The sequence below is a fragment of the Coprococcus eutactus genome (assembly GCF_025149915.1).
GTDB classification, from domain to species: domain Bacteria; phylum Bacillota; class Clostridia; order Lachnospirales; family Lachnospiraceae; genus Coprococcus; species Coprococcus eutactus.
This window is the reverse complement of record NZ_CP102278.1, coordinates 1657270-1671849: the sequence shown is the minus strand read 5'-3', so window position 1 is coordinate 1671849 and position 14580 is coordinate 1657270. Positions and strand designations below refer to the sequence as shown.

Here is a 14580-nt window from a genome sequence, read left to right as displayed (position 1 = left end):
CTTGAAAAAATATTGTACCACCTTGTCAAATGTGGTAGTATTTATTAAATTAAGAAAAAAGAGGCCAATAATGTGGGCTATTTCAAGTATATCCCCGTTTTCACTCTTTTTTTTTGTAATAAAATAGAAAAAACGAAAGGAATACGATTATGAAAGCTTTTTTGATACTTGAAGACGGACACGTGTTTGAAGGTAAAAGTATTGGATCAACTGATGAGATAATCAGTGAGATAGTATTCAATACTTCGATGACCGGCTATCTGGAAATTCTTACAGATCCATCATATGCAGGGCAGTCAGTATGTATGACATATCCGCTTATAGGCAACTATGGTGTATGCAGAGAGGATATGGAGGCTGGCAGACCATGGCAGTCAGGATTCATTGTCAGAGAACTCTGCAAGACGCCTAGCAATTTCAGAAGCGAGATGACCATAAACGAATTTCTTGTTGAGAATAATATAACTGGTATAGAGGGAATAGACACCAGAACACTTACCAAGATCCTCAGAAAAGATGGTACCATGAGAGGTATGATAACAACTGATGAGAATTATGATCTTGATGAGTGCATGAAGCGTATTAAGGCATGGAAGATGGGACATGTTGTTCTCGATGTAACATGTAAGGAGAAAATGTTCTATCCTGGTGACGGATTCAAGGTTGCGGTCATCGATCTCGGTGTAAAAAAGAACATCGTCAAGTCACTCCTTGCAAGAGGCTGCCAGGTCACAGTATATCCTGCAGAGACACCTGCAGAGGAAATCATCGCAGACGCTCCGGACGGAATTATGCTTACCAATGGTCCTGGAGATCCAAAAGAGTGTAAGGTCACAATAGCTCAGGTAAAGAAGCTTTTCGATACAGATATTCCAATTTTTGCTATATGTCTTGGACATCAGCTAATGGCGCTTGCCAACGGTGGAGATACAGAGAAGATGAAGTATGGCCACAGAGGTGCAAATCATCCTGTAAGAGATATGAAGACCGGCAAGGTATATATTTCAACACAGAACCATGGATATATGGTCAAGGAAGACAGCCTCGACAGAAAGATCGCAGAGGTCAGCTTTGTCAATGTAAATGACGGAACAGTAGAAGGAGTTCACTATCTTGGAAAGAATGCGCAGACGGTCCAGTTCCACCCGGAGGCTTGTGCAGGTCCGTTGGATACAGATTCACTGTTTGATACATTTATGAATATGATGGAGGTGTCAAAGTAATGCCAAAGAATCCTAATATAAAAAAGGTTGTAGTTATCGGATCAGGTCCTATAGTTATCGGTCAGGCTGCTGAGTTTGATTACGCTGGTACACAGGCATGTCGTTCCCTGAAGGAAGAGGGGCTGTGCGTTGTCCTCATCAACTCGAACCCTGCAACGATCATGACAGATAAGGATATAGCAGACAAGGTATATATTGAGCCTCTTACAGTTGATGTTGTAAAGGCTATCATTGAAAAGGAGAAGCCAGACAGCCTTCTGCCGACACTTGGTGGTCAGGCCGCCCTCAACATCGCCATGGAGCTTGATGAGTCAGGTTTCTTAAGAGAGCACGATGTACTTCTCATAGGAACATCATCGACGACGATCAAGAAGGCCGAGGACAGACTTGAGTTCAAGAAGACCATGGAGAAGATCCATGAGCCTGTAGCACCTTCGGAGGTCGTTACAACTGTCCAGGGAGGTCTCAACTTCGTAAAGAAGATCGGATATCCTGTAGTTCTCCGTCCGGCTTATACACTTGGAGGTTCAGGTGGTGGTATAGCCAACAACGAGGAAGAGTTCAAGGAGATCCTCATGAACGGTCTCAGACTTTCACGTGTTGGACAGGTCCTTGTTGAGAGATGTATAGCAGGGTGGAAGGAGATCGAGTATGAGGTTATGCGTGATGCAAATGGTACATGTATAACCGTATGTAACATGGAGAACCTTGATCCTGTTGGAGTTCACACAGGAGATTCTATAGTTGTAGCTCCATCACAGACACTTGGAGACAAGGAATACCAGATGCTCAGAAGTTCAGCCCTGAACATTATCTCAGAGCTCAACATCAAGGGTGGATGTAACGTTCAGTTTGCCCTGAATCCTAATTCATTTGAGTACTGTGTTATCGAGGTAAACCCTAGAGTTTCAAGATCGTCGGCACTGGCATCAAAGGCAACTGGTTATCCGATAGCAAAGGTTTCAGCCAAGATTGCCCTTGGATACAATCTGGATGAGATCAAGAACGCTATTACCAAGAAGACATATGCCAGCTTTGAGCCGGCACTTGACTACGTGGTTGTCAAGATACCTAGACTTCCATTTGATAAATTCATCGCCGCTGACCATGATCTGACAACACAGATGAAGGCAACCGGTGAGGTTATGAGTATCTGTACAAACTTTGAGGGTGCACTTATGAAGGCTCTCCGTTCACTGGAGCAGCACGTAGACAGTCTCTGGTCGAGCAGATACAAGAATATGACAGACGAAGAGGTTATAAAGCTTCTCGGACATGTTGATGACAGACGTATCTATGTCATAGCTGAGGCTATCAGACGTGGAATATCATACGATCAGATCTATGACATCACCAAGATCGACAGGTGGTTCATAGATAAGATTCACAATCTTGTAAAAGCTGAGAGAAAGATAATAGAGTCAAAGGGCGATATCTCCAAGGATCTTATGAAGGAGATCAAGAGAGTAGAGTTCCCTGACAAGGTTATCGCGAGACTCACAGGCAAGACAGAGAAAGAGATTAGACAGATGCGTTACGACTACGGTGTAACAGCACACTTCAAGATGGTTGATACATGTGCAGCAGAGTTTGATGCCATGACTCCATATTACTATTCATGTTTTGATTCTCTGGAGAACGAGGCCGCTGAGGACAATTCAAAGAAGAAAGTAATGGTACTTGGTTCAGGCCCGATCAGAATCGGACAGGGTATCGAGTTCGATTACTGTTCAGTTCACAGCACATGGGCATTTGAGAGAAAGGGTTACGAGACAATCATCGTCAACAACAACCCTGAGACAGTCAGTACAGACTTTGATATAGCAAACAAGCTTTACTTTGAGCCTCTTACAGCAGAGGATGTTGAGGCTATAGTAAATCTGGAGCATCCGGATGGAGCTGTTGTACAGTTCGGTGGACAGACCGCTATCAAGCTTACAGAGGCACTCATGGAGATGGGGGTACCAATCCTTGGAACAAGTGCAGAGAATGTAGATGCAGCAGAGGACAGAGAGCTCTTTGATGAGATCCTTGAGAAGTGCTGTATACCAAGACCTGCTGGTAAGACGGTATTTACAAGAGAGCAGGCGCTTGAGGCTGCAAATGAGCTGGGTTATCCGGTACTTGTAAGACCTTCATACGTTCTCGGTGGACAGGGAATGCAGATCGCGATCTCTGATAAGGATATCATAGAGTTCATGGATATCATCAACAGACATACCCAGGAGCACCCAATACTTGTAGATAAGTACATCATGGGTAAAGAGGTCGAGGTCGATGCTGTATGTGACGGAGATGACATACTTATCCCTGGTATCATGGAGCATGTTGAGAGAGCTGGAATACATTCAGGAGACAGTATCTCGGTATATCCTGCACAGACACTCTCACCAAAGACAAAGAGAGTCATCGCTGATTACACCAAGAAGCTTGCAAACAGCCTGCACGTAATCGGACTTATAAATATACAGTTTATTGCATACAATGATGAGGTATATGTAATAGAGGTAAATCCTCGTTCAAGCCGTACAGTTCCATATATAAGCAAGGTAACAGGAATACCTATCGTAGATCTTGCAACACGTGTTATCACAGGTGAGAAGATCAAGGATATGGGTTACACACCTGGACTTCAGCCGGAGTCAGAGTATTTCGCGATCAAGAAACCAGTATTCTCATTTGAGAAGATCAGAGGCGCAGAGATAAGCCTTGGACCTGAGATGAAGTCAACAGGAGAGTGCCTTGGTATATCCAAGAACTACAATGAGGCTCTCTACAAGGCATTCCTTGGAGCCGGAATCAATCTTCCAAAGACCAAGAAGATGATCCTCACAGTCAAGGACTCAGATAAGATGGATGCTATAAATATCGGTAAGAGATTTGCTGCTCTTGGATATGAGATATATTCAACAAGAAGCACATGCAGAGTTCTCAATGAGAATGGTGTTCCTGCAAAGCTCATCAACAAAGTTGAGGAGCCATCACCAAACCTGCTTGACCTGATACTGAGCCATGAGATCGACCTGATCATCGACACTCCATCACAGGGTGTTGAGAGAAGCAAGGATGGATTTATCATAAGACGCCATGCGGTAGAGACTGGCGTTACATGTCTTACAAGCCTTGATACAGCAGATGCACTGCTTACAAGTCTTGAGACAGCCGATACAACAAAGCTTTCACTTGTGGACATAAGCGAGATATAAAATCTAGTTAAATAGACAAAAATGGGGCAAAATGATATACAACGTTAAAAGTGGTTGTCATTTTGCCTTATTCAATTTATGCTTATGGTCAAGTGAAAATAATAATTATAGAAATCAGAGGTGAAATATGCATAATGTACCTACAGATGAAGTGTTTGTTATAGGTCATAAGAACCCGGATACGGATTCGATATGTTCTGCTATAGCGTATGCCCATCTGAAAAATCAGCATGAGAACAAATTTATACCAAAGAGAGCCGGAAATATAAACAAAGAGACACAGTTTGTGCTTGATTATTTCGGCGTGAAATCTCCTGAACTTGTCAGTAATGTAAATGTTCAGGTCAAGGATATTGCCTACAGAATCGTAGATGGTGTTTCAGGGAATATCACTATGAAGAGAGCGTTTGAGATAATGCAGGATAATGATGCCACCACCCTTCCTGTTGTGAGCGGAGACAAGATCAAGGGAATTATAACAGTAGGGGATATAGCGGAAGCGTATATGCTGGAGAAGGACGATAATTCCCTGTATATAGCAAAAACACGTTTCTCCCATATAATAGATACTATAAACGGTGAACTTGTGTACGGTGATGCTGATGAATATGTGAAGGACGGAAGAGTGATCGTCGGGGCTGCCCAGGTCGATATTCTTGAGCGGCATGTCAAGGAAAATGACATAGTCATAGTGAGTGACAGAGTTGAGGCACAGCTTGCGGCCATAAACTGTGGTGCCAGCATGCTCATAGTCTGTCTTGTGAACAGTATATCAGATGTCGTTCTTGAATTTGCAAAGAATAAGGGATGTGCGGTTGTTGTGACGCCTACGGATACCTATGCAGTTGCCAGACTTATCGGACAGAGTATGCCTATAGGATTCTTTATGATAAGAGATCACATCATGACATTCTATGAGGATGATGATATAGACACCCTTAAGACTACCATGGCAAAGACCAGGGTAAGATATTTCCCTGTAACGGACGGCTATGGCAACTATAAGGGGCTTGTCTCGAGGCGTAACTACATCAATGCCAGAAAGAAGCAGCTCATCCTTGTGGATCACAATGAGAGGACGCAGTCCGTTGACGGTGTGGAGAATGCAGAGATACTCGAGATTATTGATCACCACAGAATCGCAAATATAGAGACTATGAATCCTGTTTATTTCAGAAATCAGCCACTTGGATGTACTGCCACGATAATCTATCAGATGTACAGGGAGCAAAATGTCAAAATAGACAAGAAGATAGCGGGATTACTCTGTTCAGCGATTCTGTCTGATACCCTTGCGTTCAAATCACCGACATGTACATTTATCGATGAGGCTGCAGCGAAAGAACTGGCGAGGCTTGCAGAGATAGATATATACGAGTTTGCTATGGAGATGTTCGATGCTGGAAGCAACCTCAAGGATAAGACTATGGAAGAGATACTCCATCAGGATTTCAAGAAGTTTGATATAGGAGATATGGTCGTTGCTGTTGGACAGATCAATTCTGTAAATGAGAAAGAGATAGAAAGAATAAAAAAAGATATGGGCGACTATCTAAGCGGTTATATGGAATCTGGATGTGACGTAGTAATGTTTGCCATGACAAATATCCTCCAGGAGGGATCTGGTATAATCTGTGTTGGGGCCGGGGCTGATGAGCTCTGCACAAAAGCATTTGGCGTTCAGCTTGATGATGGATATGCATATCTTCCAGGGGTGGTTTCGAGGAAGAAACAGATAGTTCCGGCACTGGTTAAAGCTACCCATCAGATATAATTTGATGTATTTATATACAGCAGATTAAAACTACAGCGGATATAAACTACAGTTACAATAAAAGATAATAAAATATAATGAAAGATAGGGTGATGTCGTGAAGTTATATACCGCAAACGACTATATACGAGATACATTTGGTGAAAAATTATATAAGATATCATTGAATGCGGGAACGACATGCCCGAATCGTGATGGAACGGTGGGGATAGGTGGATGTATATTCTGTAGTGCAAGCGGATCCGGAGATTTCTCCGAGAATGCCGAGTTGGACATAAATAGTCAGATAGAACGTGCGAAGATGCGTATTGCCGGCAAATGCAGATGTAAGAGATTCATAGCATATTTTCAGTCGTTTACGAATACATATGGTGATCCGGAAACGCTTAGAAGGAAATTTCTTGCGGCGGCAAAAAGAGACGACATAGCAGCGGTATCTATAGCGTCAAGACCTGATTGTTTCGGACCGGAGATACTTGAGATAATAAATGAGGTGAGGACAATCAAGCCGGTATGGATAGAACTAGGTTTACAGACTTCTAACGATAGGACTGCAAAGCTTATAAACAGATGTTATACTCTAGATGAATATGATAAGACCATGAATAATCTGAAGAGGTTGGATGTCCACGTTGTAGTTCATATGATAATAGGGCTTCCTGGTGAGACAAAACAGGATATGATATCCACCGTCCGCTATATAGCGGACAGTGGAGCCGACGGCATAAAGCTCCAGCTTCTGCATGTACTAAAGAATACAGTTCTTGAGAAAATGTACATAAATGGTGAATTTGATGTGCTGACTTTTGAAGAGTATGCAGATATACTGTGTGACTGCCTCATGGAGCTGCCGCCGGACATGGTTGTTCACAGATTTACCGGCGACGGACCTAAAAAGATACTTGTGGCTCCGATGTGGAGCGCTGATAAAAAGATGGTCCTGAACCGTTTGAACAGGATAGTGTCTGATTTATGATATACTGACGGCAGATTTGAGGAAAATACGCAGATTTTCCCTGTTTTCAGGCGAGAGCTTACTGCAACTCGACAGGATCTCGGCCTCCTCTTCGGGCAGTGTCTGACCATGACCGTATGCTCTGAATACATCGCTTGTGCTGTAGCCGTTTTTTCTTGCGGCATCTATGCAGGACAAGAGTAGCAGATAGCTGATATTTATACAGAACAGGTTTGAAACCTTGATCAGATTTACCATATCAGGTATTCTGTCTCCTCTCTCATAGTGAGAGTAGGCAGGGGTGGATATCTCTAAAAAAGCAGCCATCTCAGCCTGTGTAAGACCTCTGCCGGTTCGCATTGATCTGAATGCGCTGGCGATAGAGGTATTTTTGTCATTGTTGTCACTGAGTGAACTGTTGAGTATTTTTGATATTTCTGAAATGTTTGTTTTGTCAGGTTTTCCTATTCCTGATGATTCTCGTTTTCTTTTGCTTTCCATTTTGATTCTCCTTTTTAATAATGTAGTCTTTTCAGATACTGACATCCTGTGCGGCGTTTGATAGTTATGTCTGTTCGTTGTCTGATGTGATGTCAGTCGGTTTATTTGTTTTGGCTGCGAGACTTTCAACAAATTTGTCCACCAGCATTTTGTCCTTTGTCCCTAGCATCTGATAATTTGTCATGAGGGCTGCCATGTTCTCGTTTGTCTTGATGGCGGCGAGGTATGTGTCGGATTCCATGACCATTTGTCTGGATCTGTTGGAACGTGCCCGCATATATCTCGATGACAAGGTATATGCGTATAAGAGATCGTGATGCAGAAGTTCAGAAAGCTGTAGTGTCTGTTCTATGTTTGGTATATTGCGTCCTTCTTCGTAGTTTGCATACCCTGATCTGGACATGGATAGTGCGGTGGCTACATCTGTCTGAGTAAGCCCTGCCTTCTTTCTAAAATGTTTCAGAAGTGATGGGAGAGGATTGGTTGCGTTGTATTCCATATTTGACCTCCGTTGTTATTTTATGGTGTCATTTTACACAAACTTAAAGCTGTAAAACCGAATTTGTAATAAAATGGCATAATTATGTAATATACAAGGCACAAAACATATTAAAGTTGTGTTATAATGTTGACAATTGTCGTGCAGTCATGGCAGATACAGCTAAGGAGGAGAATTATCATGAGTTTAGCAGATGAGCTTTTTATAAATATGTGTAGCGATATCATTGAAAATGGATATAGCACAGAGGGGGAAAAGGTAAGACCGAAGTGGGAGGATGGAAGTTACGCTTACACCATAAAGAAGTTTGGCGTTGTTAATAGGTATGATCTGTCTAAGGAGTTTCCGGCAATCACACTCAGAAAGACATATATAAAGTCTGCGATAGATGAATTGTTATGGATATGGCAGAAGAAATCAAACAATGTCCATGATCTGAAGAGCCACATCTGGGACAGTTGGGCAGATGAGAATGGATCGATAGGAAAAGCGTATGGATACCAGCTAGGTGTAAAACATCAGTATAAAGAAGGAATGATGGATCAGGTGGACAGGCTTCTGTACGATCTGAAGAATAACCCATACAGCAGAAGAATGATGACCAATATATATGTCCATCAGGATCTTCATGAGATGAACCTATATCCATGTGCGTACAGTATGACATTCAATGTTACAGGTGACAGACTGAATGCGATACTCAATCAGCGCTCACAGGATGTCCTCACCGCAAATAACTGGAATGTGGTACAGTATGCCGCTCTTGTTTATATGATAGCGCAGGTGACAGGATTTAAACCGGGGGAACTTGTTCATGTCATAGCGGATGCGCATATTTATGACAGACATATACCACTTGTAAAGGAATTGATAAAGAGACCTACATATCCGGCACCGAAGGTTATACTCAATCCGGATGTCAAGGATTTCTATGATTTTACTGTGGATGATTTCACTATAGAGGATTATGTTACCGGACCTCAGATCAAAAACATTCCTGTAGCAATATAAAAACATAAAGTTTTGTAAGGAGAATATATGAAGTTTATAGCAGCGGTTGATAATAACTGGGCGATTGGCAATAAAGGAAGTCTTCTTGTCAGAATATCAGAGGATCAGAAGAATTTCAGAAAAGAGACAATGGGACATGTAGTGGTTTTGGGAAGAAAGACTCTTGAGGAATTTCCCGGAGGAAGACCACTAAAGGGAAGAACCAATATTATACTTAGCACAAATCCAGATTATACAGTACAGGATGCAGTTGTGGTACATTCCATTGACGAATTGTTTGAAAAATTGTCAGAATATGAGTCTGATGATATATTTATAATAGGCGGACAAACAGTGTATGATGTTCTGATCCCATACTGTGACACGGGCATTGTTACCAAAATAGACAAAAGTTATGAAGCAGATGCATTTATTCAGAATCTTGACGAGATGGATAACTGGCATGTGGAGAATGAGAGATCTGGCACTGAGCCAAACGATGTGAATATCACATTTGTCACATATAAGAACAGTGAGTCTCTGTACAAAAAGTAATTTTCTTATAAAAGCAACAAAAAACCTCTTATTTTTGATGAAAAATACACAAAAAACATTTGTTTATTGTAGATTATTGTGATACAATTTTTATATATTTTGGGAGGTGTACAACATGAAGGAAGTTTTAATTACATCGGGAACAAGCTTTGAGGGCTACGAGATCGTTGATTACGGAACATATAAGTTCACCCAGACGATTATTAACTCTAATTTTTTGAAGGATTTAGGAACATCTATCGCCGATATAGCAACTGACAGACGTGACGTTTATCAGGAGAAGATAGATGAGATCCTTAATGAGACTATCAAGAATTTTAAAGAAATGGTCGGTGAGAGCAACTACAATGCGGTCGTTGGTTTCACAACGGGGGTTGAAGTTTATACAAACAATGTTACGGCTGTTGTTGCCAGTGGAACACTTGTAAGTATCACACCGGTATATAAGTCTGAGTTTGAGAAGAGTAATTTTATCAGGAAAGAACTCTATGTACGTAACTACTATGATCTTCTGGTGCCGAGAGCGTCGAAGGTAGTGCTTGCATCGGAGGGTAAGGGAACAAAGGTTTCAGTGTGGTTTAACAACTATAACAATGACGATATACTTGCACTCAAGGCTGAATTACAGTTTACCAACATATACGGAGATAATATCACACTTCCGGATGTGGATTTTACATTTGACAAGACAAATCTCAATCTGCTCAAGTCGGATTTTGTAGAGTGCAAGCTCCCGGATAGATATATCAAGCTTATATCTTCGGCTAAGGTATACATCAAGAAGTATGTTAAGAGCAGTGGAGTATACGAGATCGATGCTGATTCTATCGGAATTGAGATGTCAGAGAGCAAGTTTAGGGCACTCAAGGTTAAGAAGGGTATTGATGCGGTAGCAAACTACAAGTCAGATGGCCTTGTATGGACGTGTAATTGCGGACATGTAAATGAAGGCGGTTCTGAGGAGTGTACTATCTGTGGAAGAAAACAGGATGATATGAAGAATTCTATTACTTTCAATTATGAACCTATGGTTGAGGAGATGAAGACCAAAGAGTATGTAATTGAAATTAAGGATGTTCTTATGAAATATATCAAGGATATTGACGCAAGCCTGAGAATGCAGCTCCTTGAGATTATGGAATCTGGAATAAATTATGAGAAGACAAGGGGATCTATGAAGGACTCAGTTATTGAGAAGGTGGAGAATCTTTTCCTTGGCTTATAAAGCTTTGAATAGGTTATGGATGGATAGAATATGCAGCAATATATGATTCAGATCATAAAAAGCTTACAGGAGAGAGGGTACAGACAACTGAACCCTGATTCAAATAACGTATACGGCAGAGTCGATGGCGATGTCGTATACGTTGTTGTTATAGGTAGCAATAGAAATCTTGATGCGGATTCATTAAAAAAGTTCAATGATAAGATAATTATTGAACTATCGATCAATTCACATAAGAAAGTGAATATTCTGAATATTCTCATCACTCCAAATGGTATGTTTGATGACATGACAAAGAAGATAGTCGAAAATGTGGAAAATGTATGGTTATTTACAGAAGATTATGGAAAACTGTATGTGTTTGAGAACCAGCCGACAGATTTTGATTCGCTCTATGATGTGATCGATAAAAAAACGGTGGTGGATAACCGTAGATCCCAGCATAATCTGATGAGAATGTTTGGCGTTGTGACACCGATATTTCTGTTGATGAATATTTTGGTATATCTTGCATGTGTGTATATTTATCAACCCACTGAGTTGGCTGTAAACGTGTATGCAATATCAGAGAAAAGACAATATTACAGATTTTTGACATCCATGTTTACACATTTTGGAATAACACATCTATTGGGCAATATGGTCATTTTGATCGCGCTCGGCGCGAGAATCGAGAACATAATAGGCAGGCTTAATTATGTCATAGTCTATATTGTCACAGGTCTTGCAGCTGCATTTGCATCATATATTAACTTTTTTTGTAATGATATATATGATTATTCGGCAGGTGCGTCCGGAGCAATATTCGGTCTCCTGGGAGTGCTTGTTGTCATAGCGTTTTACAATAAGGGGCGGGTGAAGGATCTGTCGCTTATGAATATGATTATATTATTTATTCTGACGCTGGTTGACGGACTGATGTCGGAAGGCATTGATAATGTTGCCCATGCAGCGGGATTTATGGCTGGAATACTGGCTGGGATCGTCCTTTTGCTGGTCAATCAAAAGGTTGTAAAGAATAGCTGGTTATGATAAAATATATCGACGACAAAAATGCGGGAGGCAGGGTATGAGTACTGGAATTAGTATGTCAAGTGTTAATAAGATAAAAGAACTTGCTGATAATGGTGATTACAGTCTTGCTCTTGATATACTTGAACATCAGGATCTGTCAAAATCTCTCAGTCCTCAGTTTATAAGGATTTGTGGTGAAGTATATTATGAGAATGGTCGCTATGCAGATGCGCGAGCAGCTTTGGTAAGAGCTCACTCAATGGCGCCGGCTGGCAACAAGATCATTTATTCTATCATAAAGCTGTATCTTTCTATGGGGTTTAGAAAGCAGGCGGAGCATTACTTTGAGATATACAGATTCAATCAGGAGAGTAAAGATGCTGGTACATACAGAATAGAATACATGATAGCGAAGGCATATCATAAGCCTGTGAATGAACTTTACAGCATTCTGGTGTCAGCTAATGACGTGGAGACATCGGAGGAGTGGGATTATGAGATGCTGCTTCTTCATGCCTATATACGCAACAAAGACAAATTTGATTCGGCGGCGATAGAGTTTAAAGCAAAATATAGAAATTCTGCAAGACTTTCTACATTGGATAGTCTTATAGAGAATACAGAATCCCTGGAATCAAAGGTGTATATTTTTCCTTGTGAAGACAGGAACGATGACGATCCGGAGCAGGAAGAAATCAGAGAATTCGAGAAAAAGATCCTTGATGAGGATGATTTGAAGATACATCCTAAGGATGCTAAAATCATGATCATGGTGGAAGATGATGCTCCTGTCACTAGTTCCATGAAGTTTAAGCAGATGTGGGTAAGATCTAAGGACAAAAAGGAACATAAGAAGGAACTGAGAAGGGAAGAGACAGAGGAAGAAAATAAAAAGGATAAGAAAAGATCCCATGGATTGTGGGGAATAATGTCCAAAAAAGAAGAAGAACTTGTGGACAAGGAGATGCAGGATATCTTGTCTGAGAATATGGATAAAGAAAAACTCCTTGGTGAAGTCGTGACTAGCAAGGCGGGTGAGTTGGAATCCGCACATGTTGATGAGAAAACAGTTTCTGAAACATCTGCTGTTTCAGAAACGGAAAGCTCTGAAATGAAATCTGGAAATGATGAGTCAGGCGCATCGCAAGATATGACAGAGATGTCTTCGTATAACATATCAGCCGAGGACTCGGCTGTGTATAATGCAGAAGATGAAGAAGGCGAAAGAGCTTTGAATGGCGAACCGGATGAACAGGAGGACCTCTTTGTTATAGAGGAGGAGCCGGAAGAAGTTGTGATGGTAGATGCAGATCTTATGACAGAAGAAAGCGATGAGCCGGAGCCAGAAGAAAATGATAAAACGGACAGTATATCTGAGGAAACGTTTGATCCGGAATTTTCCGATGAAGACGATGATTTGTTCTTTGTAGCGGAAAACGATATTAGCGTTTCAGAGGAGCTACAGACGGAGAATACGTCAGAGACGGATATTTTGGAATCTGATATGCCGGAATTTGATGATTTAGATTCTGATGAGCCAGGATCCGATACGTCAGATGAAGAAATAACGGGTATTGTTGAAAATGAAAATTTTGAACCTGAAAAATCGGATACAGATATAAAAGAACCTGAAGAGCCAGAAGTATTAGAAGTATCAGAAGTATCAGATATAGAAGAGACGGAGTCTTTTGATTTTGATAAAGCACTTGAGACTCTTGAAAAGTTTGAGGTTGATGTCAATGAAGATTTTGAGATTGATCAGAAACTTGACAATATAGATGACGATGACAATGATTCTGAATCTGAAACTAGCTCCATGATGGAATATGGGATAGATGCTGAACAGGAAATGGTGAAAGATGAGCCTGAAGTTTGGGAGATAGAGCAGGGGGAAGAAAGCTTTGAAGAGAATCCTGAAGCCGAATTCGCAGATGAGATGGCAGAATCCGAATTTGAATATGAAGTTGATGTTGACGCAGATATCGAAAATGAGATATCAGTGGAAGAAACTGAGCCTGTCTCAGAAAATGAAGATTATGAGATTCCATCAGAGAATATCCATGAACCATCCGAAGAACATCAGGAAGATTTAGAAGAACCAGTTCGGGAAGAGCGTTCGTTCAGAAGATATCAATCAGAGAAGACAAGATATGCCGAGTTCCCTGTTTTTAAGAGTAGTTTGTTTCCAGATTACAATACGGATGGAGCAAAACTGTATGAGGTGGGAAATGGCAAAAATCTAAAGATGGGTGAGCAGATAGAAACTGAGGAAGCCAAGATAACGGAGAACCTTCAAAAAGAAGAGGATCTCATAGGTGAAACCGATAGGTTGCTGGCAAGACTTGGGATCAGATTTCAAACAGAATTTAAGTCTATTCTTGACTTCGGTGCGGAAGGTGATGAGGACACTGGTGAAACAGATGGAGAGAATGGTCCGAATGCTGGCGGCACTAGAGATGCCAGAGATTCAGAAGATTCTGATGAAAAATCCGAAGTCGATAACATAGAAAAACCATTCAATGAGAAGATAGATAAGGATAGTAAAAAGGAAAAGAAATATTTTAAGTTGAAAGGTTAAATATGAAATAAAGTAGCATAAATATATATCCATATTGCTTTTTATTTGAACACGCGGAAG

The 14580-nt window shown here is 41.0% G+C and carries 11 protein-coding genes; 9 read left to right on the top strand and 2 right to left on the bottom strand.

Translation table 11 applies throughout. The annotated features are described in order from the left end of the window. Window positions 1-149: 149 nt before the first annotated feature. The 4 genes from NQ536_RS07160 (at window position 150) to NQ536_RS07145 (ending at window position 7179) form a co-directional block, all read left to right on the top strand. Entirely contained in the window at window positions 150-1223 is a 1074-nt protein-coding gene (locus NQ536_RS07160) for a carbamoyl phosphate synthase small subunit (protein WP_004852960.1), read from the top strand. Further along, window positions 1223-4429, top strand: a complete 3207-nt coding sequence (gene carB / locus NQ536_RS07155; RefSeq protein ID WP_004852959.1) for a carbamoyl-phosphate synthase large subunit — start codon at window positions 1223-1225, stop codon at window positions 4427-4429. The genes NQ536_RS07160 and carB overlap by 1 nt, the downstream gene beginning before the upstream one ends. 127 nt (window positions 4430-4556) lie before the next feature. Beyond that, a complete protein-coding gene (locus NQ536_RS07150) occupies window positions 4557-6203 on the top strand; it encodes a putative manganese-dependent inorganic diphosphatase (RefSeq protein ID WP_004852957.1) in 1647 nt (548 codons plus the stop codon). A gap of 97 nt (window positions 6204-6300) precedes the next feature. Beyond that, window positions 6301-7179 (top strand): TIGR01212 family radical SAM protein, encoded by an 879-nt coding sequence (locus tag NQ536_RS07145; RefSeq protein ID WP_004852956.1) that lies wholly within the window; start codon window positions 6301-6303, stop codon window positions 7177-7179. Here the strand turns inward: NQ536_RS07145 and NQ536_RS07140 are convergent. Then, window positions 7174-7659, bottom strand: coding sequence for a helix-turn-helix domain-containing protein (locus NQ536_RS07140; protein WP_022058370.1), 486 nt, complete (start codon window positions 7657-7659; stop codon window positions 7174-7176). The two genes, NQ536_RS07145 and NQ536_RS07140, sit on opposite strands and share 6 nt — an antisense overlap. Before the next feature lie 64 nt (window positions 7660-7723). Next, the gene (locus tag NQ536_RS07135) at window positions 7724-8158 is read right to left on the bottom strand and encodes a helix-turn-helix domain-containing protein (RefSeq protein WP_004852954.1); all 435 of its coding nucleotides are present in this window, start codon (window positions 8156-8158) and stop codon (window positions 7724-7726) included. Between the two features lie 180 nt (window positions 8159-8338). Here NQ536_RS07135 and thyA point away from each other — a divergent pair, with 180 nt between their 5' ends. The 5 genes from thyA (at window position 8339) to NQ536_RS07110 (ending at window position 14520) form a co-directional block, all read left to right on the top strand. Next, on the top strand, window positions 8339-9169 hold the full coding sequence (gene thyA / locus NQ536_RS07130; protein WP_022058369.1) for a thymidylate synthase: 831 nt from the start codon (window positions 8339-8341) through the stop codon (window positions 9167-9169). A gap of 27 nt (window positions 9170-9196) precedes the next feature. Next, window positions 9197-9703, top strand: coding sequence for a dihydrofolate reductase (locus NQ536_RS07125; RefSeq protein WP_004852952.1), 507 nt, complete (start codon window positions 9197-9199; stop codon window positions 9701-9703). A gap of 115 nt (window positions 9704-9818) precedes the next feature. After that, window positions 9819-10928 carry a heavy metal-binding domain-containing protein gene (locus tag NQ536_RS07120; RefSeq protein WP_004852951.1) on the top strand — a complete coding sequence of 370 codons (1110 nt, stop codon included), beginning with the start codon at window positions 9819-9821 and terminating at the stop codon, window positions 10926-10928. A gap of 42 nt (window positions 10929-10970) precedes the next feature. Further along, window positions 10971-11960, top strand: coding sequence for a rhomboid family intramembrane serine protease (locus NQ536_RS07115; RefSeq protein WP_227135174.1), 990 nt, complete (start codon window positions 10971-10973; stop codon window positions 11958-11960). Window positions 11961-11997: 37 nt separating this feature from the next. Continuing rightward, window positions 11998-14520, top strand: a complete 2523-nt coding sequence (locus NQ536_RS07110) for a midas domain-containing protein (protein WP_004852948.1) — start codon at window positions 11998-12000, stop codon at window positions 14518-14520. Window positions 14521-14580 lie beyond the last annotated feature (60 nt).